20 protein-coding genes and 1 tRNA gene are annotated in these 23,978 nt (G+C 37.8%); 8 read left to right on the forward strand and 13 right to left on the reverse strand.

From position 1 onward, the window contains the following. The 4 genes from fusA to MHM_RS01290 are packed head-to-tail and all read left to right on the forward strand — an operon-like array spanning position 1 to position 4,781. The gene (gene fusA, locus MHM_RS01275) at positions 1–2,079 is read left to right on the forward strand and encodes an elongation factor G (protein ID WP_015511625.1); all 2,079 of its coding nucleotides are present in this window, start codon (positions 1–3) and stop codon (positions 2,077–2,079) included. A gap of 31 nt (positions 2,080–2,110) precedes the next feature. Further along, complete coding sequence (locus MHM_RS01280; protein WP_015511626.1) at positions 2,111–3,247, forward strand: DnaJ domain-containing protein; 1,137 nt, start codon at positions 2,111–2,113, stop codon at positions 3,245–3,247. A gap of 6 nt (positions 3,248–3,253) precedes the next feature. Next, the gene (gene grpE / locus MHM_RS01285) at positions 3,254–3,910 is read left to right on the forward strand and encodes a nucleotide exchange factor GrpE (protein ID WP_015511627.1); all 657 of its coding nucleotides are present in this window, start codon (positions 3,254–3,256) and stop codon (positions 3,908–3,910) included. A 1-nt stretch (position 3,911) separates the two neighbouring features. Next, the gene (locus tag MHM_RS01290; protein WP_015511628.1) at positions 3,912–4,781 is read left to right on the forward strand and encodes a ketose-bisphosphate aldolase; all 870 of its coding nucleotides are present in this window, start codon (positions 3,912–3,914) and stop codon (positions 4,779–4,781) included. Positions 4,782–4,842: 61 nt separating this feature from the next. Here the strand turns inward: MHM_RS01290 and MHM_RS01295 are convergent, their stop codons facing one another. Then, complete coding sequence (locus MHM_RS01295; RefSeq protein WP_015511629.1) at positions 4,843–5,574, reverse strand: potassium channel family protein; 732 nt, start codon at positions 5,572–5,574, stop codon at positions 4,843–4,845. A gap of 162 nt (positions 5,575–5,736) precedes the next feature. Here MHM_RS01295 and MHM_RS01300 point away from each other — a divergent pair, with 162 nt between their 5' ends. Further along, positions 5,737–7,263 carry a TrkH family potassium uptake protein gene (locus tag MHM_RS01300; protein WP_015511630.1) on the forward strand — a complete coding sequence of 509 codons (1,527 nt, stop codon included), beginning with the start codon at positions 5,737–5,739 and terminating at the stop codon, positions 7,261–7,263. Position 7,264: 1 nt separating this feature from the next. Here MHM_RS01300 and MHM_RS01305 read toward each other — a convergent pair whose 3' ends face one another. The 3 genes from MHM_RS01305 to MHM_RS01315 all read right to left on the reverse strand — a co-directional run bounded on the left by MHM_RS01305 (position 7,265) and on the right by MHM_RS01315 (position 9,876). After that, complete coding sequence (locus MHM_RS01305; protein ID WP_015511631.1) at positions 7,265–8,602, reverse strand: GMP synthase (glutamine-hydrolyzing); 1,338 nt, start codon at positions 8,600–8,602, stop codon at positions 7,265–7,267. 239 nt (positions 8,603–8,841) lie between these two features. After that, positions 8,842–9,771: an NAD(P)/FAD-dependent oxidoreductase gene (locus MHM_RS01310; protein ID WP_015511633.1), complete on the reverse strand. Its 930-nt coding sequence runs from the start codon at positions 9,769–9,771 to the stop codon at positions 8,842–8,844. 29 nt (positions 9,772–9,800) lie between these two features. Next, positions 9,801–9,876, reverse strand: a tRNA-Ile gene (locus tag MHM_RS01315). Between the two features lie 120 nt (positions 9,877–9,996). Between MHM_RS01315 and MHM_RS01320 the strand changes: the two genes are divergently transcribed. The 3 genes from MHM_RS01320 to MHM_RS01330 all read left to right on the forward strand — a co-directional run bounded on the left by MHM_RS01320 (position 9,997) and on the right by MHM_RS01330 (position 14,351). Next, the gene (locus MHM_RS01320; RefSeq protein ID WP_043902101.1) at positions 9,997–10,800 is read left to right on the forward strand and encodes a hypothetical protein; all 804 of its coding nucleotides are present in this window, start codon (positions 9,997–9,999) and stop codon (positions 10,798–10,800) included. Between the two features lie 45 nt (positions 10,801–10,845). Continuing rightward, entirely contained in the window at positions 10,846–12,468 is a 1,623-nt protein-coding gene (locus MHM_RS01325; protein WP_015511635.1) for a sigma-70 family RNA polymerase sigma factor, read from the forward strand. Positions 12,469–12,539: 71 nt separating this feature from the next. Next, the gene (locus MHM_RS01330) at positions 12,540–14,351 is read left to right on the forward strand and encodes a ribonuclease J (RefSeq protein ID WP_015511636.1); all 1,812 of its coding nucleotides are present in this window, start codon (positions 12,540–12,542) and stop codon (positions 14,349–14,351) included. A 106-nt stretch (positions 14,352–14,457) separates the two neighbouring features. Here MHM_RS01330 and MHM_RS03075 read toward each other — a convergent pair whose 3' ends face one another. From MHM_RS03075 to MHM_RS01370, 9 genes are read right to left on the reverse strand one after another with little or no spacing between them, the layout of a single operon-like run. Further along, positions 14,458–14,586 carry a hypothetical protein gene (locus tag MHM_RS03075; protein WP_015511637.1) on the reverse strand — a complete coding sequence of 43 codons (129 nt, stop codon included), beginning with the start codon at positions 14,584–14,586 and terminating at the stop codon, positions 14,458–14,460. A 6-nt stretch (positions 14,587–14,592) separates the two neighbouring features. Further along, on the reverse strand, positions 14,593–16,113 hold the full coding sequence (locus MHM_RS01335) for a hypothetical protein (protein WP_015511638.1): 1,521 nt from the start codon (positions 16,111–16,113) through the stop codon (positions 14,593–14,595). 11 nt (positions 16,114–16,124) lie between these two features. Beyond that, positions 16,125–17,867 carry a phosphoenolpyruvate--protein phosphotransferase gene (ptsP, locus tag MHM_RS01340; RefSeq protein ID WP_015511639.1) on the reverse strand — a complete coding sequence of 581 codons (1,743 nt, stop codon included), beginning with the start codon at positions 17,865–17,867 and terminating at the stop codon, positions 16,125–16,127. Positions 17,868–17,898: 31 nt separating this feature from the next. Beyond that, a complete protein-coding gene (locus MHM_RS01345) occupies positions 17,899–19,521 on the reverse strand; it encodes a glutamyl-tRNA amidotransferase (RefSeq protein ID WP_245529191.1) in 1,623 nt (540 codons plus the stop codon). Positions 19,522–19,526: 5 nt separating this feature from the next. Next, positions 19,527–21,125 carry an amidase family protein gene (locus MHM_RS01350; protein WP_425393237.1) on the reverse strand — a complete coding sequence of 533 codons (1,599 nt, stop codon included), beginning with the start codon at positions 21,123–21,125 and terminating at the stop codon, positions 19,527–19,529. 3 nt (positions 21,126–21,128) lie between these two features. After that, on the reverse strand, positions 21,129–21,419 hold the full coding sequence (locus tag MHM_RS01355) for a hypothetical protein (RefSeq protein ID WP_015511642.1): 291 nt from the start codon (positions 21,417–21,419) through the stop codon (positions 21,129–21,131). A 22-nt stretch (positions 21,420–21,441) separates the two neighbouring features. Beyond that, on the reverse strand, positions 21,442–21,747 hold the full coding sequence (locus MHM_RS01360) for an HU family DNA-binding protein (protein WP_015511643.1): 306 nt from the start codon (positions 21,745–21,747) through the stop codon (positions 21,442–21,444). A 34-nt stretch (positions 21,748–21,781) separates the two neighbouring features. Next, positions 21,782–23,122, reverse strand: coding sequence for a ribosome biogenesis GTPase Der (gene der / locus MHM_RS01365; RefSeq protein WP_015511644.1), 1,341 nt, complete (start codon positions 23,120–23,122; stop codon positions 21,782–21,784). Between the two features lie 11 nt (positions 23,123–23,133). Further along, complete coding sequence (locus MHM_RS01370) at positions 23,134–23,976, reverse strand: phosphotransferase (RefSeq protein WP_015511645.1); 843 nt, start codon at positions 23,974–23,976, stop codon at positions 23,134–23,136. Positions 23,977–23,978 lie beyond the last annotated feature (2 nt).

Raw genomic sequence — 23,978 nt, forward strand, 5'->3', positions numbered from 1 at the left:
ATGCCTGCTAGCGACCGTCTCCTAAGGTTAAGGAATTTTGGAATTATGGCACATATAGATGCAGGAAAAACTACGACCAGCGAGAGAATCTTATTTTATACTGGGAAGATTCACAAAATGGGAGAGGTGCATGAAGGGAGTGCCACTATGGACTGAATGGAGCAGGAAAGGGAAAAGGGGATTACCATTACCTCTGCAGCAACTACTACCCAGTGAAAAGATTATACCTTAAATTTAATTGATACACCCGGGCATGTAGATTTTACAGTTGAGGTTGAACGCTCACTTAGAGTCTTAGATGGTGCTGTTGTAGTGCTTGACGGCGCGATGGGAGTAGAGCCCCAAACTGAGACTGTGTGACGTCAAGCCAACAAGTATAACGTACCGAGAATCATATTTTGTAACAAAATGGATAAAGTAGGAGCTAGTTTCTCCTCCTCAATTAAATCTCTAAGGGAAAGATTGCATATCAAGTGTGCACCTATTCAGCTAAATATAGGAAATGAGTCAGAATTTAGGGGAATAATTGACTTAGTAGAGCGAAAAGCATATAGGTTTAAGGAGGGAGAGCAAGAAGAGGCGGAGGAAGTTAGTATTCCTGAAGATTTACAGTCAGAAGTTGTGGAATTGAGGGATTCTCTCTTTAATGAAGTATTTATGTTTGATGATAGTGTATTGAATAGATACCTCGGAGGGGAAGAGATCTCTATCAGTGAAATTAAATCATGTATTAGAAAAGCTACCCTAACAGGAGAGTTCTTTCCAGTGTTGTGCGGCTCTTCCTTTAAGCACAAGGGAGTTAAGTTCTTACTGGATGCTATAGTAGAGTATCTTCCCTCTCCACTAGATATTCCTACTACAAAAGCATTTAAACGAAGTGGAGAGGAGTTCTATATAGAGAATAGGGAAGATGCGCCGCTAGTGGCTGTAGCCTTTAAGATTGCAACAGATCCCTTTGTGGGAAGACTTACATTTGCTCGGATATATTCTGGAAAATTAGAAAAAGGTTCTATGATATATAACTCTACAAGGGAGATTAGGGAAAGAGTAGGTAAGTTAGTGAAAATGCACTCAAATCATAAGACAGAAATTGAAGTAGCAGAAACAGGAGAAATTTGTGCACTCGTAGGTCCTAAGCAAACTAAAACAGGAGATACTATCACTGACTCTCCCCAGAGTAATTTTCTACTAGAATCTATGGTTTTCACAGAACCTGTTATCTCTCTAGCCATTGAACCTAAGACTAAATCAGACCAGGAGAAACTTTCCATAGTATTGAAAAAACTCGCAGATGAAGATCCTACCTTCAAGATTTCTACGAATAATGAGACTGGTCAAACCTTGATTTCTGGAATGGGAGAGCTTCACCTGGAGATTTTGATTGACAGAATGAAGCGAGATTTTGGACTTCAAGTGAATGTCGGTGCGCCTCAAGTAGCATATAGGGAAACCTTTACAGCTACTAGGGAAATAGAGGGACAATATATTAAGCAGACTGGAGGACGGGGAAATTATGGTCACGTCTGAATAAAGTATGAACCTAATCCAGAGAAGGGATTTGAGTTTGTAGACAAAATTGTAGGGGGAAAAATACCCAAAGAGTATATTAAGTCAATCAGAGAAGGATTAGTAGAGTCTATGAAATCGGGACAACTGGCAGGTTATCCTGTAATTGATATAAAAGCTACACTGTATGATGGCTCTTTCCATGAAGTTGACTCTAATGAAATGGCATTCAAGATTGCAGCTTCCCTTTCACTTAAAGAAGCGAGCAAGAAGTGTGCTTCTATACTTCTAGAACCTATTATGGAGATTGAGGTAAATGCTCCCCCACAGTATTTCGGTGCTGTAATGGGAGATATAACCTCAAAACGTGGACTTATTACTGGGACAGAATTAGCTGCAGCCTTTAGCTCTATTAAGTGTAAGATTCCACTGAAAGAGATGTTTGGGTACGCAACTACACTTAGATCCCTAACCCAGGGAAGAGGAGTCTACTCTATGTCATTTTCTCACTACCAACCACTTCCTAAAAATTTACTCAAGGATATTCCAGGTTTCTTGGGAGAGGGAAAGTAGGAGGCTCTCTACCTTCGTTCTCCCCTAATTAATGAGTCAGGATTACTATCAAACACTTGGAGTAGACAGAAATTCTACTGAAGAAGAGATTAAGAAAGCATACAGAAAACTAGCAAAGGAGTATCATCCTGATCTAAATAAATCTCCGGGAGCAGAAGAGAAGTTTAAGAAAATTAATGCTGCATATGAAGTACTAGGAGATCCCCAGAAAAGAAGTAATTATGATAGATTCGGTACTGCTTTCGAGGGGGGAGGCTTCTCCCCTGGATATGAAGGAGGTACTGGAGATCCTATAAATGATATATTCAGTAAATTCTTCTCTAGAGCTGATGAAGAGGATGGTTTTTCTTCATTTTTTCAGGGAGGAGGTACTACATATAGTACTCGAAGAACAAGGGAAACTAGAGATACCAGGAGAGAGATAAAATTATCCTTTTTGGAATCAATTACTGGATGCGATTATGAAATTTCATACAAGTCTAATAAAGTGTGTACTGAATGTAGGGGAAATAGAGCCTATATGGGAGACAAGAGTTATATATACAACTGTTCTATCTGTAAGGGATATGGTTATGAGATAGTGAGAAATAAAAGTCTATTTGGTGTAGTTGAGACTAAAACTCACTGTAGGTACTGTGGCGGTTCTGGAGAAAAAATTACAAAAGGGTGCACTACATGTAAGCAACAGGGATCAGTTTCGGAGACAAAGAAGTTGAATATCAAGATTCCTGGAGGAGTTAAGGATGGAGATTCTCTAGTATTTACTGATGCAACAGCTTATGACAAGCAGAAAATTTTTTTAGATTTACAGGTTGAGAATTCTAGTGTATTTACGAGAAAGGGAGATGAATTGCATACAAAAGTGTATGTAAATCCCCTAATAATTATTTTGGGAGGAACAGTGGAAGTGCCTACTCCCTATGGTCCTAAGAGTATTAAGATTCCTGCAAATTCTAATACAAGCAGTTTACTGAAGATTAAAAATATGGGAATTAATTTTGGAAAGAGGGGAATTAAAGATTTATTTGTGAAATTAGAGGTAGCTTCACTAAGGTATAATAGGGCTGAACTGGAGAAAATAAAATCTTTATCGTTAGCCGAGCCTCGTGAAGCTACTGAATTAATGAAACAGTTTAAAAAAGAGTATGGAGAGCTTAAAAAGTCTTAGAGAGTTTTGACAGTCGAAAATAGTAGTAAGTCTACTCAGGGAACTAGTGAAGCACCGGAAGTTGTAGAAAAGGAACTAGTTGAAGAGGAAAGTGAAGGTGAAAAAGGTATTGGGAAGAAAAAGTTGTCATCTTTTTTTTCCCGTAGAATTGAGGAATTAGAGTCTAAAGTTGCTAAATATGAAGCTCAAGAGAAGACTTTAAAAGATGAACTTAATAAAAAATTTCTCTCTGCTATTAGTAAAAAAAGTGAGGAAGCTATTAAGTTAATACAGGAAAAAGAGAGAGAGCTTGAACGGAAATATCTTGAGAAGTTTGAAGAGCAGAAGAAATTTATATATGAGTCTCAACTTTCAGAACTTGTAGATATAGTTGCACGACTTGAGGGAGTAGTTAAATCAGCCTCAGGAAATAGAGAGGTTCAAAATTATCTAGCAGGTTTTAGGTTATTTTTAACTCAGTTTGAGCAACTTTTTAGTTCCTGAAATATAGCTGAAATAGTACCTAGATTACATCAGGAGTTTGATTCTGAGGTAATGGAGAGTCTTGAGACTACTCCAGTTAATGAGGATTCACTAAAGAATAAGGTAGTGCACATTTTTAGTAAGGGATATAAGCTTCATGATAGGGTAATTAAGTTAGCTCAGGTGAGAGTAGGAATTTAACTTGTCTCTAGTAAGTGCCCATGAACCGATGCGCAAGGCTTTTGAGGGGAAATATGCAGTTGCTCAAATTAATACAAATAACCTAGAGTGAACTAAGGCAATATTGTTAACTGCCCAGAAGTGTAGCGCACCGGTTATCGTAGGAGTTTCAGAGGGAGCTGCTAAGTATTTTGGGGGATATAGGTCTGCCGCAGCATTAGTGAAGGCTATGATTCAGGATTTAGGCATTTCTGTGCCTATAGTACTGCATCTGGATCACGGCACTTTTGAGGGATGTAAGAAGGCTCTAGAGGTAGGTTTTACCTCCGTAATGTTTGATGGTTCTCACCTACCATTTATAGAGAATTACACTAAATCTGCTGAAATTATTGAACTAGCTAATAAATATGGAGCATCTGTAGAGGTAGAGATAGGTACTCTAGCAGGAGAAGAAGATGGAGTTATTGGAGAGGGAGAAAAAGCTGATGTAGGAGAGTGTGTTGAGATAAGTAGATTAAACCCTACTATGCTTGCCGCAGGAATTGGAAATATGCACGGTCCTTATCCCCCCAATTGAAAAGGACTTAACTTAGATCTCTTAGAGGAAATCTCTAAGGCTACCCAGAGACCATTAGTACTTCACGGAGGTACTGGAATTTCGGATGAAAATATTAAAAGGTCAATCTCGCTGGGAGTTACAAAGATAAATGTGAATAGTGAGCTGCAGCTGAGATTTGCAGCTGAAACACGAAGGTATATTGAGGAAAAAAAAGACTTAGATATGAATGCTAAGGGATTTGATCCTAGAAAATTACTGAGTTATGGGTATAACGGTATTCTCGAGGTAATTGAAGAGAAATTTAGGTTGTTTGGAGCTGTAGGTAAAGCTTAAGTAGGGGAAAAAGGAAGATCCTCGCGACTAGCGAGGTCTTCTGTTCTTCCCTTAAGTGAGCTTAGTTGTTATCTTTGGTAGCACCGTATTCGAATAAATTCTTTAAATTAGAGATATGCTCTTTTCTAGAAACGAGTAAGACTATATCTCCCTCTTTTAGTGTCTCTTCAGGGAGCACTGGAATTAAGATTTGAGCTACTCTCTTAATGCTTACTAGAGTTGCTTCATTTTCCCTTAAAAAGCTGAGGGAGGCAGCTGTTCTACCTCACAATTGGGGATTTTCTACCTCCATCCGAATACTAAATAATTCCTCACTAGGACTATTGCTGGACGCACCGAAAGAGAGTCGATCTACCTTGAGTCCAAACATTGTTTGATAGACCAAATCCTTCACTATATCAAATTCTGGTATAAAGCTATGATCTACTCCTATGAGCTTAAGTACTTTTTGATGCAGCTTATTTTTAGCCCTAGCTAGTATGTTTTCTACTCCCAATTCCTTGAGATTTGAACAGATAGAGATAGACTCTTCTATATCATCAATACATACTATTACATAGTCAAAGTCTTGTACTCCTAAATCTTGTAAATCTTTGACTTGCATAGCATCGTAGTTGCTTGAATTAGTGAATTCAGTGCCCCACCTATTTAGCAATTCAGTGTCTTTCTCAATTACTGTTACATTTTGCTCCTCCCCCATTAGAATTTTTCCAATAGCATATCCAAATTCATTGAGCCCGATGATGCAATAGTCTTTTTCTAATTCTTGCTTTTTACCTCCAATACCTAACAATTTTCTAGGAGTTAGAGGGCCCTAGGCCCTTCTAAAGAAAGCTCATTTTTTTGTGTTAAATTCCTGTTCCTTCAGTTTATAAATATTTATCAAAAATTATAGTGCTTCAAAAAGTTCTACTTATATAGAAGGATAGAGGTCTACTTCTAGAGGAGGAGGGGAATGGGAGTGCAAGCTCCTTTCCCTGGTCCTCGCAGGGGGAGAGAGGTTAGATACCAGAGATTAGGGAATCTAATTTTTGGTAGAACAGTATATCAGAAATTAGCTAGGCTGTATGCAGCTGTTATTTTATTGGGATTTGGAGCATTGAGTTTACCTTTTGCAAGAGCTAGCGATGGAGGATCTAGTGATCATTTTGCAAACTTCTTTACTGCTGTAAGCTCATTTACTACCACAGGCCTTTCTATAAAAGCACCGCTAGACTCCCTAGATACTGTAGGTCAGATAGTGGTCTTAATTCTCATCCAAATAGGAGGAATGGGAGTAGTTACTATCTGAACCTTTCTGAAGCATCTCTTCTTTAAGGCTAGGAAACATACTATTGAGGAGAAAATGAATCTCTTCTCTGAGAGGGGAGGAGTGAGTGAGGGAATTTCATATGATGTTGTGAAATCAGCACTTAAGACTCTATTTGCGCTCGAAATTTTACTTTCTGTCTTTTTAACTTATTTCTTCTATATTGTTACTCCAGCTGTCTCTTGTGAAGCTACAAGCTCTAAGTCTGATTTCTGAAAATCGCTGCATCGGGGAGTGTTTCATGCTATCTCAGCAGTAAATAATGCAGGACTAGACATTATCTCTAAGAATAACTCTGTCTCTTCCTACTCCTCTGGATGGGGCGTAATACTAACAGTGGTATTTGTGCTCGCTTCTGTAGTAGGGGGAATTGGATATCCAGTACTCTATGAGGTTAAAGGATGGATTGTAAATAGACGTAAAACTAAGTCAGCCTGAGCTAGTCTCTCATTGTTTTCCAAAATCTCCCTTACTACATATTTCTCTATTACTGTGCTAGCAAGTGGACTTATTTTATTCGCAGCCTATTTGACTAATAATTTTCCCTCTCTCAAGCCTTGTAACCTTAACTACTGAGAGAAGGGATGACAATTGGTGTATTTAGTATTTTCTAGTAGATCTGCGGGTTTTGCTGGAGTTGATCTTAAGAGTTTGGATGAAAAAATTCAGTGAGCTTTACTTGTATTAATGTTTATAGGAGCTTCCCCCGCCTCTACTGCTGGGGGTATTAGAAGTATCACCCTGTTCTTAATTCTTGGAAAAGTGTGGATCACTATACGAGGCCGCAGGTCACTCTCAGTTTTTTCTAGAACTATCTCTAATGAGACAATAGAGAATGCATATATAGTATTCTTTGTTTCTGCTGTACTGATAACAGTAGTTTCTCTATTTATGCCTAATCTAAATAACGGACAGTCTTCAGGAGGGGGAAGCGAGAAACATGCTGCCCTTTTTGAAGCCGCTTCGGCTTTCGGTACCTCCGGGCTCTCCCTGGGCTATACCTCCGGGCTAGCCTCCGGGGAATCTCACAAGAAATGAGTAGGAGGCATACTTTTGATGATGTTGATGTTTGTGGGCCAAATGGGCGTACCGAATTTGCTCCTATACTACACTAGACCTAGACCTTACAAGCAAAATTTTGTAAATCCTGAAGAAAGGTTGAGAATAGCTTAAGTTATTCTCACTCTATATTTCCCGCAGGTTTAGTAGTCAAATCGTACAACACTCTACTGATTTCAGGAAAAGTTTCAATCAGCTTACTGGAGATAAGTACTAACTCATTTAGGGGGAGTTGACTGACTTTTGCATTCATAAAATCTACAGCTTCAACTGCCCGTAAGAGTATTACTGCACCTACAGCACTTTTGCCTCCCCTGTTAGAGATTGTCTTAGAATCTAGTAGCACTGGAAAATACTGACTGCTGTAGCGCTCTAACCTTCGATGCTTAAATTCAGTTTCTAAAAACAGTGAAATTTTGGAGAGCAATGATACCTTTTCCCTTGTTACTTCTCCAGCAATTCTAATAGCTAGACCTGGAGGAGGATAGGGCTGGGAAGATAGCAAAAATGGAGGAATATTAAAGCAAGAGCCTAAGAGTTTGAGCTGGTCCTTAAAAAGGGTGGAAAAAGGTTGAATTATCTTCAGGTTTGCTGCACTTGCCTTATCTAACATTGAATACTCAGTTCGAGCTTTATCTCCCCTAGAGTTGTAGCTTGAATATACAGAAGCTTCAGCAAAGTGTGTAAGTCCCTCAGTGCTTCAATTTTGTAGTACTTTGGAGAAGCTGTGCTGAAATTCCAGTGAGATAATTTTCCTCTTTTCATCTGCTGAGGTCACTCCCCGAAGTTTCTCAAATATCTCTTCTCCTCACTCTATTTCCTGAAAGTTAGTGAATCTATCTTTAAAGTATCTGATAATTTTTAATTCTTTTTCCCTGGGGAATAAAGAGGTAGAAATGAATACTGGATAGATATCATCTTCAGGTATTAATTCCCTTAGCAGATGAATTAGTACACTAGAATCGATGCCTCCAGAGAGAGCCACAACTATCCTAGAATCTTTCAGTTCATCTCTATACTTTTTTTCAAGTGACCTATATAGAAGTTCAGTTCGCTTTGTAAAGTCAATATCCCTAGAATTAAAGAGCTCAAGGTTCGCAACATAGCTAAAGTAGTTTCTAAATAATTGAGTACCGAATTCGCTTTCATATAGTTCAGGGTGAAATGAAAATGTACAAATAGGTCTAGATACATGACCCGCAATCATACATTTTGAATCTCTAGTGGAGATTGGAAAAAATCCATTGCCTCATTTAGAGATGCATGCAGTAGTAGAGCCTCAGACACTAAATCTGTTGGGAATATTTTGTAGCAGAAGGTGGTCCCTGAATTTGTGAACCTCTCCTCCCCCGAGGAGAGGATTACCCTCTTCTATCCGTCCTCCAAAAAGACGATGTATGAGAAGAGCCGATCTCCCAACAGCAAGTACAGGCTTTGCACTGTTTTCAATCAATTGTGCTTTAAGTCAGCGAACTGAAGGCGTGTCAAGCGATTCATCGATCAGGAGAGGTGCACCGCTAAGGGCAACTACCTGAAAATTTTTGAAAAGATATCTATCGCCTGGGGGGGGCTGGAGGACCCTTTTCTAGGGAGAGTTTAGTGACCTTACAGTATAATTCCCGAAGCCTCCTGGATAGAACTTCAGTATATTGGGAGCCTAATTCGATGAGAAGTACATGTACAAGTTGCAACCTAACTTCCCCTGAGGGTTTTTAGATAGTTTTTTATAGAGATAGCTGCAATAGCGCCGTCATTCATTGCTGTAACGATCTGTCTTAAATCCTTGTGAATTACATCTCCAGCAGCGAAAATTCCAGGCAAATTTGTCTGCATTTCTGAATCTACATAGATGAAACCTCGTTCATCTCGTTTAAGTGGTAGATTGGAGAGAAAATCTATTTCGGGAAGTAATCCTATAAATATAAACACCGCTGCACTAGATAATTTCTTCCTTTCTCCAGTTTCTGTATTTTCTACTTCTAGTCCTACCACTTTATCTGCTTCTACTAGAATTTTCACCGGTTTAAAGGGGGTATAGATATCTAAATTTTCTCTAGCTTGAAGTGCTCTAACTAAGATTTCATCCCCCCTAAATTCTCTCCTTCTATGTACTAACTTCAATTTAGAGGCTATAGAAGTTAGGTAGAGAGATTCTTCTAGTGCACTATTACCTCCTCCAACCACTATTACCTCCTGTCCTGTATATAAATTGCCCTCACAGATTGCACAATATGATACTCCCTTACTATAGTATTCAACTTCATTCTCAATCTCTAATTTTTTCTCCCTCATTCCCGTAGTGATAAGTACAGCAAGGGTGTTATAGTGATTGTTTTTAGTTTTGACAGTTCAGTGTTTTCCAGCAGCTTCAATACTTACTACTTCTTCTATTAATGTTGTTACCTTTAAGTCCTGAAGCTGGGACTCTATGTTTTCTGAAAGTTTGAATCCATTTCTATCTAGATAACCTGGATAGTTATCTATAAAGAGGGTTTTGTTTAATTTACCTCCTATTAATCCTTTTTCTAAGATAAGTACATTAATGCAGGCTCTTGCACAGTAAATTGCTGCTGTAGCGCCCGCTGGACCCCCTCCGATAATTATTAGCTCTCATAGCTTCAAAAAAGACTAGCAGAATCTAAAATTTAAAATGGTGGGACTAATGAGGTTCGAACTCATAACCGCACCCTTATAAGAGGTGTGCTCTGCCTGTTGAGCTATAGCCCCATAATTGAAACTTTAATCTTAAAAGATTAAGTTCGAACAGTCGCTATTAGATTAAAATAAAAATTTAGACAGTTTTCTGTCTAGACTCTACATTACCCCCTAGATATTATCTCCAGAAAATTGAAAAAAACCCAGGAAGTTAGTCTATCTATTTCTCAGAAGAGACAGATAGATCTATTACTTAAAAAACTTATAGAATTGCTTTCTCTTGATACACTACAGGACTATGGAAAGCACAGCCTGAGAAATATGCTCTGAAGGGAAATATTTTTTGAACAGGGATTAGGTTCAGAAAATGAAGAACTTACAGGAGAGTTGCTCTGGGAATATATAGATATAGTTAAGGAAGCAATAGGAGAGAGTGAGATTAACCTAGATGAAAGTTTTTCTAATATGGAGGATCAGCTTATGGAATTGGAAGAACTCTGAAGGGAAGAAGATTTAAAGAGGCGAAAGCAGGGGGAAATTGGATTAAAAATAGAACAATTATGAAAGCAAAAGGAATTTAATAATAGGGAAATACATAAATACTACAAGCTAAGAGATTCTCTAGAACTTGAGGAAGAGGAGAAATTAGAGAAGGAGTGAGATAATAAGTCAATTACTGAACTTAATAAAAAAGTGGAGGAAAATCTAGAGAAGCGTAGAAAATTGGAAGAAGAGAAGGAAAAAGTATATCTAGAGTTAAAAAAACTTAAGCAAGCTCAGCAGCTTTTATGAGATAAAAAAGAGGAGTACTGTAGTAGATATGAAGAGTATTCCTATGAATTAAGTAGACTTCACAGTAAGTTAGATAGACTTTGCATTAGACTTCAGCGAGATTGCGAGGAAAATGAACGAAGAATAAATTTAGCACTTCTAGAGTTTTCTAAGAAAATTACAGGAGTAGAAAGTTTATATTTAGGTGCACCTAAGAAGAGTTAAGCGTGTTTATTAAGATCAAGTTTTTGTAGCTTAAGCTAGTTTAATATGGCTACAAAGAAAGCAGTACCTAAAACCCTGAAGGTAGATGCTAAAGTGAGGGAAAGCGATAAGCAGTCAAAAGCACCGGAAAAAAAGTTATCTAAGTCTACAGCTAAGAAAGCTTCTCCTGGAGTTAAAGAAACTAAGTCTAGTAAAACCCAGAAGATATTGGAGTCTCAACTCTATAAATCCAATCTAGAGAGACTCCAAACAGTTAATGAAGAGCTGTTGGCATTTCAAGCATTGGAGAAAGCAGAAGCTAATAATTATGAAAGGGCTTTTGTACTAGAATCAGGCTCTAAAAAAGCTAAGTATAAAAATGCTAAAAGCCTGCTCACTACTGTATGACCTACACTATTTAATCAGGCTACAAAACCTAAAAAGGGAAAAAATAAGTTAACTGAGAGAGAATTATTTATGTATCTAGAGGATCATGAAATTTTATTTGAAGATTTTTGAGCTGCCCTAGCCTTTAAATTAGCTGAAAACAATATAAAAATAACAGAACTTGATGAGGAGGAAGAGGATGCGCACCTAGAATATCAAGATGAGAATATTGCTTCCTTCAAGTTTTATCACTCATCCAGTACAAAGGATAAGATGAGTGACTCCTCTAAGTCTTTTCTCTCCACTTTATGCTTCTCCAAGATGTTGACAGCAGATGAAGAGAAACAGATTGCCCAGTTAATGGATACTCCCGAGAGAAAGGGATTTGCTGAAAAACAACTAATGACTTCTAATCTAAGATTGGTTATTTCAGTCGCAAAGAAATATTTAAATTGCGGTTTCAATTTAGGAGATTTAATTCAGGAGGGAGTATTTGGGCTCCGAAAAGCTATTACTAAGTTTGACTACAAGTTCGGGAATAAATTTTCAACATATGCAACTTGATGAATTAGACAGGCTATCACCCGTTCTATAGCAGATCAGTCTAAAATTATCAGAATCCCAGTGCATATGATGGAAATAATTAATAAACTAACTAAGGCTGAAAAGGACCTAATACTTAAAAATGGGAATACTCCCTCTCTGGAAGAATTATCCTCGGAAATGCAGAAATACGGTACGCAATTCACACCTCAAAAAATTAGCGAAATCAAAAAGATAAATGTAGACTTAGTCTCCTTGGATAAGCCTATTTCAAACAACGAGAATTCAAATTTCTCTGATTTTGTGCGAGAAGATGGTGAGAATTCAAACCCTGAATTGCTAGCTTCTAAAAATTTTGTTGGAGAGGGTCTTCAGAAAGTGTTAAAAAAGACTTTAAATGCTGATGAATTGCTAATTCTCTCCCTTCTCTTTGGATTAGGCAATAATTCTTCTTATTCCATAGATCAATTAGCTCAGTTGTTTTTGAAAGATAGGTCATTCTACTCTAAGCTACAGGATAAGCGTATTAAACAGTTACTTAGACCTAGTACGGGGGAAGCTGACGATGAGCTAGATGGCGCTCCAAAGCCTACTGCCAGAAGGAAGGGGAAGCCTGGCGCATCTGCCTCTAGTATTAAATTAGTAACAGAACATATAAAGAAAGTAGAGGAAAAAGCACTTAAAAAATTGAGGGAAAAAGCTAAAAGCGGAGTAATCAGTAGCTCTCTACTTAACCTTTACTCTAATAATTCCCTTTAGGAAACTTAAGGGGACAGGGGGTCTCCCCCAGTCCCTTAGTGTAGACTCTACATATTTAATGCCCTAAGAACATGATTGTTCACACAATAGAACAGCATCTTTTTGAGGCTAGAAAAACTAGAAAAACTGTACCTACTCATGTTTATTCTCTCGGAGGTATAGAGGAAATAGGAAAAAACTGTTACTGCATTGAGACTCCAGATGAGCTTATAATTATGGATTTCGGAATCAAATTCGGGAATAAACTTACTCAACCAGGAATTACAGGAGAAGTGCCGAATTTGGAATATCTGACTGCAAATAAGGAGAAAATTTCAGCACTATTCATCAGCCACGGACATGAAGATCACATCGGAGGAGTGCCCCACTTACTAGCTAGATTAGAAGTGCCGGCTATTTACGCACCTGCACTGGCTCTAGAGTTAATTAAGAAAAAGTTAGAGGAAAATAAAGTTGAACTTAACTCTAAATTAGAGGTGTATGATGCAGATTCTCTGATAGTTACTAGGAATTTTGCAGTAGAATTCTTTGAAGTTAATCACTCTATTCCAGACTCTTATGGTCTCTTTGTTTCTACCCCTAATGGTGCTGTAGTGTTTAGTGGAGACTTTAGATTTGACCTAAAAAACAAGATAAATAGCAAGGCCTTTCAAAAATTAATAAATATTGGAGGTCGTCAGGTAGATCTACTGCTCTGTGAGTCTACTGCTGCAGCAACACCGGGATTCAATGAAAGCGAAGCCACTATTATTCAAGAGTTAAAAAATATTATCTCCTCTTCAAGGGGTAGAATTATCATTACTTTTTTTGCATCTAATCTTGGTAGAATAGAGGAAATTGTGAAATTAGCTCACTCTAAGGGTAGGAAAATAGTGGTGTTCGGGAGATCTATAGATAGTAGCTTAAAGTGCTCGCAAACAGTGGGATTGCTAAATGCCAATGAATTAAAAGAGGTTTTCATCTCTCCCCAGGAAATGGAAAATTATGATGACAGCGAAATCCTTGTGATCTGTACCGGTTCGCAAGGAGAGGAGGCTTCAGCCCTCAGTTTAATCTCTAGAAATGCACATACTACTATTCAGTTGAAGCCGACAGATGATATTATCTTTTCTTCGAATGCAATCCCAGGAAATAAACAGGCAGTCAATGAATTAGTAAATAGACTCTATAAATCAGGTTGTAACATCTATCTAAATTCTCCTGAGTGCAGGATACATGCTTCTGGTCACGCTACCAAATTAGAGCAACAGCTATTTATTTCCCTTATCTCCCCTAGGTTTCTAGCACCTATACATGGAGAGAGGAAAATGCTTCACGACCTCAAACGAAATGTCGCAGAACTTAATATAGTGCCTAATCAAAATATTTTCATCTTAAAAAATGGAGCTAAACTTTCACTTTTAAACGGTAATGTAACTAAAACAACACCGGAAGAAGATATTTTTCTTTCCAGTCCCTGTTACATACTAGAAAACAAGTTGACTGAAGGGGGGAAGGAAATACTAGCTGAACGCACCCAGATGGCTCAAAACGGGCTAGTCGCGCTTTCCCTAACCTTAGATCCTAAAGAGAGAGTCATACTAGATCTTTCCCCGATTTCAACAATAGGGTCACTCCCCTTCTCCCTCTCAGGAGAAATACTCAGGGAATTAAATAGACTGATAGTGCAGAAGTTGGAGTCTATACTGGAAAATCCGAAATTGCAACTTAATTCAGCGAAACTACAACAGGAGATTACTAAATTGATTTCAGACTATTTCGCTTCTAAACAGACTAGTAAAATTCCTAATTCAATATTGATTATCGAGGAGGTAAGTGTAGCAGACTTTTGGAAAGATGCTATTTCCGCTAATGAAAAAGCTGAAAACTTAGAAAAAAATTAACTAAGTCGCTGTAGCTTAACCTCCCCCAGTAGGGGGAGGGGTAGAACTTGCTAGATAGGGTTAACGCAAGTTAACTTTTGGCATCTCCCTTAGATCTCTAGAAGGTTTAGGAGTCTGATTTTTTTCCTCCACTTGAGTCTTCGGGGGGGGGCGTTTCCATATGTTGTAATATTACAGAACCTCCTATAGTACCTCCTAAAGCACTTAAGGCAACTAACTTAAAGAAAAGACTCATCTTTCTCTACCTCTTTGAGACTTCAGAAACTTTCATATCTGAAATATTTTTTCCAAGGAAGATCATTGTATATGGAGGAATTCCCTCCTGGGGTTTACAGTATGTAGGGTTTTTACGTTCACTGTACACTGATTTATTCCCTGTTAGTGAAAAATTCTTTTTAAATTGTCAGTTCATAAGTTCTCCTAACCAGGAAGTTGAATGAGGTATGCACTGAATTGGAGAGGATAGGTGTAGGAGTAAACCAGAGACTACCTCGAATTCCGCTAATTCAGTTTCGGTAGTACTTGAGGAAGAAGCATTGCTATTGCTCACCTGCACTGCCACCTGCTCACCTGCACTGCCACCTTCCTGAGATTCCACCAACTTTAACTTATCTCCTACCTTGTACTTTCAGAAATCACTTAAGGTTTTAGCTACAAAGTAATTGTCATACTCTTTAGGTAGAAGTCCTAGTAAAAAGCCTAGTATTCCTGTTCCGGGTTTTTTTTCTCCATTTTTTAGATCATCTCACTGTACTTTATCTAGGTACCTAGGATCTAGTCGACTAGGATCCGCTTTATCTCTTGCCTGAGGAGGAAACTCTCACATGCCTAAGACCTGTAATTTATCATTACTTGAAGTACCAGCACCGCTACTGGAAGCCTGTTTTAAAAAGTGAGTCTTTGACTTTCCTGAAGAGTCCCCTCCCGTATCTCCTCCGCTACTGGAAGCCTGTTGCGCGGCCTGTTGTTCCTTTTTGACCTTCTTGAGCAACAAAATAGAAGACGGAAGTTTACTGTCTGCAAAATTTAGGCTTAAGTCTTTTATATCTCCCTTAAGAGGAGCTTTTATCTTTAGGGTCGCAATCTTAGTCTGATAGGTTTGCTCTGCTAACCTTTCAGTGCCTACCTCAGTCAATTCAATATGTGAAAGTGTATTTAACCTGGAGAATTTACTTTTATCTAGTTGAAGTAGATAGAAAGCTCCTTTCTGAAAATCTTGATTTTTAGAAAGCTTGAGATTGTCTATAGTTTTTTCCTTCTCATTTATCTTGGAAATATCATATACCTTTCCAGTAGAGTTTGAGGCTGAGTCAGTTCTGTTTTCTGCACTAACTTTTTTAGGTTCTGAAGCCGAAGCGGTTCCCTTGACCTCAAAAATGTTGTATAGCTGACAATTTTTGTCATACTCCATTATTACATGCGCCGCCCCCCTTGAGTAGTCAAAATATCTACATCAATATCCCTTGTTTGTGAAAACTTCCTTCTTTTGTTCAGCAGCTTGCTGCTGCTGCTGCTGCTGCTGCTGCTGCTGCTGCTGCTGCTGCAATTGTTGAACTATTTTTTCTACCGCATTTTTTATTGACTCCGGAATTTTCGGAATACCATCATCGTATAGTTCAGTGACAGCCTTAACTAAGAAGAAATTGCCCTCAAAATTCATTAAACTGAGATACTTTTGAGAGAGTAAGTGAGCCGCCGTTCCAGCACCTCCCGGCGCACCTATCAAATAGGCAGCTAGATGAGCCCCCCTAAGGAGGGACACTTTCTAGTTAACTAAAAGAGAATATTATTTCGCTCTAGACATTTCCTAGCAGCTTCAATGACTTCAACTTCAGTAGATAGATTTAATACTTTTTCAACTAATTCTTCAGCTTCTCTATAACTCACATTATTTAGTACCCTTTTAACTATAGGTATAGAAGACGCTGACATTGAAAGTTTAGTTACACCCATACCCATTAGTAAGAGAGAGGAAATTGCAGTACTTGCCATTTCACCACAAACACTAATTTCTATATTTGCAGTTTTCGCGGCCTGCACTACCATCTTTATAAGTCTTAGCACTGCAGGAGAATTAGGTTGATAGAGATGATTTACCTGTTCAGACATCCTATCTACAGCATGTGTATACTGAATCAAGTCATTAGATCCTATAGAAAAAAAATCAGCCTCTTTTGCGAGTTTATCAGCGATCAAAGCAGCTCCTGGCACTTCAATCATAAGTCCTAAGGGGATATTCTCTGCAATCTTATGACCCTCTAAAATTAACTTCTCTCTCACCTCAGCAACTACTTTCTTAGCTTCTACAAATTCCTCAAATGTAGTAATCATTGGAAACATAATCTTTAATTTCCCATCCTTTGCAGCCCTCAAAATAGCCCTCAACTGAGTAATAAAGTTTTCCCTTTCCTTTAGGCTCATTCGAACAGCTCTATAGCCTAAGAAGGGATTCATCTCCCTGGGAAAAGTATAGTAGTCTAGAGATTTATCCCCTCCTATATCTAGGGTCCGAATAGTAATTGTTTCATCTTCTCCTAATTCAGAAACAGTCTTTTTATAGGCTTCGAATTGTTTTTCCTCAGAAGGCCAATCCGGACTCTTCATATATAGAAATTCTGTTCTAAATAGTCCCACTCCTTCTCCCCCAAATTCCTTCACTCTAGAGATGTCTGAAGGTTGACCTATATTTCCCATTATCTGTAACTTTCTCCCATCTAAGGTGCAACATTTTTTAGTTTTATAACTTTCTCACACTAATTTAGTCTCCTCAAATTGCTTTTCTCTCTGCTGTAACTCTCTAAGTAAGGCTTCATTATCTTTAAGTCCATAATATACTAACCCTGTTTGAGTATCTAATGCTATCAACTCATCATTTTTAACTAGAGAGACAGCTTCTCTTGCGGAAACGACTGCAGGAAAACCCATAGTCTTAGCCATTATTGCAGAGTGACTAGTTACTCCTCCCATTTCAGTCACAAAACCCTTAATTCATTTTTTATTTAGTAGAGAAGTTTCACTTGGAGATAAATCATTAGCTATTAATATGCATTCAGAACTTATAGTACTTAAATCTCCCCTCTCAACATTTAAAGCTATCGTAAGTAATCTATCCTTTAAATCCCTGATATCTGCTGCTCTCTCCTTAAAGTAACTGTCTTTCATTGTCTCAAACACCTTAGAGTACTTGTCGTATATGGTGGAGATTGCATATGGCAGAGAACAACTCTCATTTTTAAGTAGTTTTTGCACTTCTTCCCTTATTTCTTGATCTCTCAGTATTTCCTGGTGCGCCCTAAAAATGTCAGCCTTCTCCTCTGAGATATTTTTAGAGGTCAATTCGATTAAATTGTCTAACTGTTTAATGGCCCTCTCTTCTACACTCTGGAAGAAGTATCACTCATTCTCTGGATCAGATTTTGAGTCTTTCTCGAATTCAAATTCCGTTTTCTTAAATATGAATGCCTTTCCTACTGCAATTCCCTCTCCTATTCCTAATCCCTTAATTACCTTAGACATCTCTACCTAGACAAAATAACCCTATATTAATTTAACTATTTTTAGTACCTTTCTGCTTGTCTTTTAATTTTCTTTCCTGTTTAGGCACTTCTGTTTTCTTGGTTACATTTTCCCCTACTTTTTTCACCTCTTCCTCCTGTTTGGTTTTAGGTATTAAAAATTCTTCCCTTCAGTTGGAGAGATTTTTAGATACTACTTCCTGAGCTTCTGACATCTCTACCTGCTCCCTAAAGTTGGACCTCACCTGACCTAGTAAATAGGAAGAAAGTTTATCTTCCCTATCTACTAGTTTCAGTAAAGTCTCTGTTTTAGAGAGAAAGACCTGCCTGCAGAATTTCTCTATATCTTCGGCCTTAATTGTAGGGAGGGAGAAGTACAACTCACTAGCTTCCTGCACCTTCAATCCTGATTTAATAATTTTCCCAATACACTCCTTTAGTTTTCACTTATTAAAGCTAATCTGTGCTTTAATCTTCTGCTCTTTATGTTTTTTAACTAACTCAGAAAGAAATTTAAGCACCTCTGGATGGGGCCCTTCTCTCCAACCTTCTGAACGCACCATTTTTAGTATGAAGAAAGCATCTGCTCAATGGTCTACCACCTTATAGAAAGAGAGGCAGTCTCAAAAGAAGTTATAGCTTGAGGTAATCTCCTCTCGTTCTCTATCTGCTAATGTAGAACTATGTATAGTCTCATAGAGTTTAGTCAGATAGTTTTGATCGCATTCTTTAGTTAATTCTCTTAATTCTCCTCTATCTAACTTAATTATGGGAATAGAACTCTCAGGAACAAAGAAATAATCAGCGCCGCTCTTCTTCTCCCGAGTAACTACAAGACTCTCCTCCTCAGAGAGTCAACTGCACGTAATATTCTGCATCACATCTTCAGCTTGAGACTCTAATTTTCGCAGCAGAAACTTCTTCACTGCCTTAGCAGCACTGCTAATGGCACTATATGAAGCTAAATTTTTTACCTCCACTCTACCAGTTAAAGCAGCATCTTCCCTATCTACTAGAGAGATATTTAAGTCTACCCTAAGTTTTCCCTTCTCAAATTCAGCTTTAGTAACCCTCAAATAGAAAAGGAGTAATCTAATTCACTTGACACATTCAATTAATTCATCTATGGTTTCAAAATCTGGTTGGGTAGATATCTCAATAAGTGGAGCTCCTAGCCTGTCTGGAGAGAGAGTATATACTCCCTTCTCTTCTGTATAGGCTGCTGTATCTTCTTCTAGTGCAACAGAGTAGATATTTATCTTTTTAGAGAATTTTGGTAAATATATGTATCCATTTTTGCCCATAGGGTTTAAATATTGAGTTAGCTGATAACCTCTCGGTAGGTCGAAGTAAAAATAGGACTTCCGTTCAAAACTAAGCTGAATAGGTACTTCACAATTAAGCATTTTGGCTACCTTCAGTGCTGATTTGATTGCACCTACATTTATCTGAGGGAGAGTACCTAAGAGACCTAATGAAGTAAAAGAATTAGAGTCTACCTTTGTTCTAGAGAATGCTTTTCAGGAAGAGTCTACAGCAATGTGCAACTCTATTCCCAGCTTGAGTCTTACATCAGTCCTCTCTGACTCTTTCTCCTCCGATAGCTGAAGTAATGCATCAGGTATATCAAGCATTGCGGTAATCGGTGCTGCCAACTCTACTAGAGTAATTTATTCCGCTCTAGATATGATACTGCTGAAAGTAAGTATCTATCTTCTCTAGACTTGCAGGTTAGGTGCAATCCTATATATACAGTCTCTAGACTTTTTCTAACTTTGAAATGTAGCCACGGAATTGAGATAGAGGGAGTACCGGCAAAGTTAGCTAGAAGTAAAATCGACTGAGCTATATCAGTTACATAATCTGTACTACTACTTTCAATTAATGGTGCTATGTTATTAGTTGCAGGTGCGAGCAAAATTCCCCCTCTAGATAATATTTGAGACATTTTCTCAAAGTATAGAGTTACTATCTTTCTAGCCTGAAGATATATTTTTTCATAGTTAGATCTATACAAAAAGAAGTATCCTATCAGATGTCTGATCTTTACTTCATCTCCAAATCGAGCTCTAACCTCTGCAGCCTTATCAATGTAGGAACTTTCCACTTTCAATCTCTTAATATACTCTGAACCTCTTTTTTCCCTATTCTGCAGTTTTACCCTTCTTTCCTGTTCCTTATCCCAGGGAACCAATATACTATTCAGAGATAAGTAGTGAGTAACCAACTCACTATATGCAATTATCTTGTATACCAATTCTGCGAGAAGTATAGGAGGCCATTCAATTGAATCAGTTAATATCTCGCAGTCGGGAGTGCACTTCAACCTTGAAACTAGATTTAGGAAACTTTTCCGAATCTGAGACTCCTGCTGACTTAAACTCCGCTGAGGGTAATCCATAACTTCCTTTAAGACTAGAAATCTTACCTTCACTCCTTTTTGGAGCGCAAATCTTAGTGGTTTCTGGAGCTCTCTATATGGTTCTATAGCGCACTTACGATACTCAATCTTCTTTGTCTTTCAGGTCGTCATATCATAGAGATCGGGAGCTGAAATTACACTGAAAACTCTTGAAATAATGTCTACTGAATTAGAGAGTACTGCAGGAGTATCTAGTAAGGTGGTTAGGGGTAGTATACCCTCCCTTGAAACCGCGCCGTAAGAAGGTTTAAACCCATATATGGAGTTATAAGATGCAGGAGTTCTCGCAGAACCTCCTGTATCAGTACCGATAGCGAAATCAACAAGCTTTTTAGAGATTAAATAAGCTGAGCCTGAACTAGAACCACCACAAACTCTCCTAGGAGAGTGGGGATTTCTTACAATACCTTTATTCCCGAATAGTCCTAGGGAACCCATTCCAAATTCATCTAGTGAAGAGGAATACAGCTTAATCGCCCCTCCTTCTTCCAACAACTTATATACAGTAGAGGAAAAGGGAGGATAGTGAGTTAAAAGAGAGTTTGAAGCCCCAGTAGTTAGTTTATCTTGAACATATATAGAATTCTTCAGAGTATAGGTTAGCTTCCAAACAGGCTTAGAGGTAGAAGGTTTTAATATTACATAACTTCGAATGCATCTAGAGTGTTTTAAGGCTGTTCTAGCCTCTTTAGCTCAATCTTCTGACTCTTCAATTACTACAGCGGGAGGTAACTTGGAAAGCTTTTTATAGCTATCTCCCCGAAGTGTGCTAAAAACCCTATATAACTTTGAGTTACGAATACTCTCCCTGTAGTGAAAAGAAAAATTACAGTCTAAGGTTTACCTAGACAGTTTTGAGCTCCTCTTAGTTTCCTTCTCTCAGTTACTATAAAAGTCTTCAATTTCCTGCAAGGTTAAAGTTTCCCTAGAGTGAAATACATCTACATTCTTTAGAGGCATATTCATTACCTTTATGAGATCTTCCTTCATTGATTCAATTAGTTTAGCTGCTTTTTCAATTAAATGAGCTTCTGCATTAATCAAGAGTACCTCACTTCCCTTTTTCAGTATCTCCCTGAGCTTTTCTCCCTCCAGAAAAGAGAGGGGAGGTTTATCCCCCTCTCTGGACAAATATAACTACACCTAGTAGGTGTTAATACTCGAAGGAAAAAATGTCTGATTTATCTCCAGCAATAAAGTCTTTTAATTTTTTAGATGCAGCAAATCTAGGTACTTCTTTAGCTGGAATATCTATGAATGTTTTAACAGCAGGATTGTAACCACTTCTGGCACTTCTGGTTGCAATCTTCAGCGCACCTAGCGCCATCATAGTAGCTTTACCATCTTGCTTTAACTGGGTAAGCAATAAATACTGATACTCCCTCAACACTCCTGAGACGCTCTGATGGTCCAATCCTACCTTATTTGCAATAATCCCTATAAGCTCCTTTTTTGTCATACAAAAGCTATTTTACACTATTTACAGCCTTAAACTACCTCTTTTTATAGTAAATCGTTATAGGAGAGTGAATCAGACTGAAATTATTCCTAAACTGAGTCTCCAGTAACCTCATTTGCTGAGTACTTAAGTTATCAGGATTAGAGCACTTAACTACAAAGGTAGGTATTGAGGATTTTACCTGCATCATCTGACTTAGTGAAATCTCCCTAGGAGCATCAGCTAACACCAGATTTGCTCTACCCAGAAAGCTTTCAAGTTCTGCCTGCGTAAACATTCTCTCCCGTTCCCTCTTAACTTTTGCTAGAGCCTTAAATATTTTGTCTAAATTATCAGAATATTTAGCACTTACAAAAACAATAGGAGCTCAAACAAGGTAGTAGAACTTCTCTCTGATTATCTTTTCATAGTGTTCTCTCCTTACTGTATTAGAGTAATTCAGTATATCTCACTTATTAGCAACTATTACTGTAGGTAGATTAGACTTAAAGATTTCCCTAGCCACTTTCTCATCTAGATGGTCTAAAGGATTAGATACATCTACTACAAATAAGAGTATTTCCGCAATCTTAATAGCCTTTTGTGCTCTAACAAAAGAAAGGTGTTCTAACTGTTCATTTTTTACTCCCTCTTTTTTCATTTTTTTCCAACCAGGAGTATCTATCAATAGGTAACTTTCTCCCCTATGGTCTATCGTATACTCTACTAAATCTACAGTAGTGCCTGCTATGGGAGAGACTATTACCTGATCAATAGAGAGTAATGCATTTAAAAGAGAAGATTTACCTACATTTACCTTTCCAACTATTCCCATCTTTGCCGGCGCTTTTTCCGCATACCCTAGACTCCAACTAGTGCCCTTACCTATAACTTCCTCAATCCTCTCTATTAACTCCTGAATGTTTATATCATGTTCCGCTGAAATCAAAATAGGCTCTCCAAATCCTAGGGAGAGTGAGTGTTTCTTCCAGAGCTCATCTCCCTTCTTGGAGTCAAGTTTGTTAGCTACTAGAAGAGTAGCTCCTGTTGAATGCTTGTGTATTAACTTAGCTATCTTGTGTTCTACAAGTCTAATTCCCTCGATCTTGGAGAATAAAAAAATAACTGCAGTAGCTCTCTTCAGTTCTTCAATTAATAACTTGTTGACCTCTTCCTGAAATTGAGCGATTAGTGACTCTGAATATCCTCCACTATCTATCAGTATTATTTCCCGAGAGTTAAACAACTTAACTCTCCTGCAGATTAAATCCCTAGTAATTGAATTTCTATTTAGTACTATTGCATGTCTATCTCTAATTAACCTATTAAAAAGTTGAGACTTACCTACATTAGTTGCTCCTACAATTAATACTCTAGGGAGAGACTTCTCCCTCATAGATTAGACTCTTACTCCATTAGGGAGGTTTTATGTCTCCAACCTTCATATTTTTCCAGCTGAGCTATTAGTTTGCATCTATATTTTTCCAGTCGCTCTGATCGATCTCAATTGAAACTCAATTGTCAGGAATAGTATGTAGAGATAAATGCAAAATCAATCAAAATATTTTCCTCCAGTTTAAGTAGTTTGGAGAGTAATACAATTTTTTCCTTAGAGAGTAAACTTTCCCTAATAAAGTTACCGTATTCTCAGTAAATGGTGTTTAACCTTGCTCACTCATAGTCTATAAGTATTAATTCATCACTTCCTGAGTCAGGATCGTAAATTAAGTTTTTTAAACTTATATCATTGTGAGTTAACACCAAGGGTAAATCCCTGTACTTTTCCACTAATTCCCTGTAAATGGGGAAATAATGTCTATATTCTATCCTGTCTTTATCTACCTTAGAGGCTGCATCAAAATGGTCATGAGTGGGAACATTCTGCAGTTGATCTACAGGAACTTTATGATACTTTTCAGCTAGTTCAATTATTTTCTGTAACATTTCTTCATTAATAAATCTCACACTAAGTTGATCCCCTTCAATTCAGTTGTAAATTGCATTCCCAGTAGATTCTTCATAGTAGATTAGGTTAGGATCTTCTACCCACTTAAGTACCTCTATCTCCCCCTCTCGGGAGATTAAATTATTATTTTCTGCCACCCTCACCTTATAGCTTCTACCATCTAGTAAAGTTGCCTTAAATATTTGATTGGAGAAACCTACCAAAATTTTCTTAAACGCCCTAATTTGAGATCTATATTGTGGAAAATAATCTAAAAAAAATTTTTTCGCAATCTCTTTAGCCATAA

Source organism: Candidatus Mycoplasma haematominutum 'Birmingham 1' (assembly GCF_000319365.1).
Classification (GTDB): domain Bacteria; phylum Bacillota_I; class Bacilli_A; order Mycoplasmatales; family Mycoplasmoidaceae; genus Eperythrozoon_A; species Eperythrozoon_A haematominutum.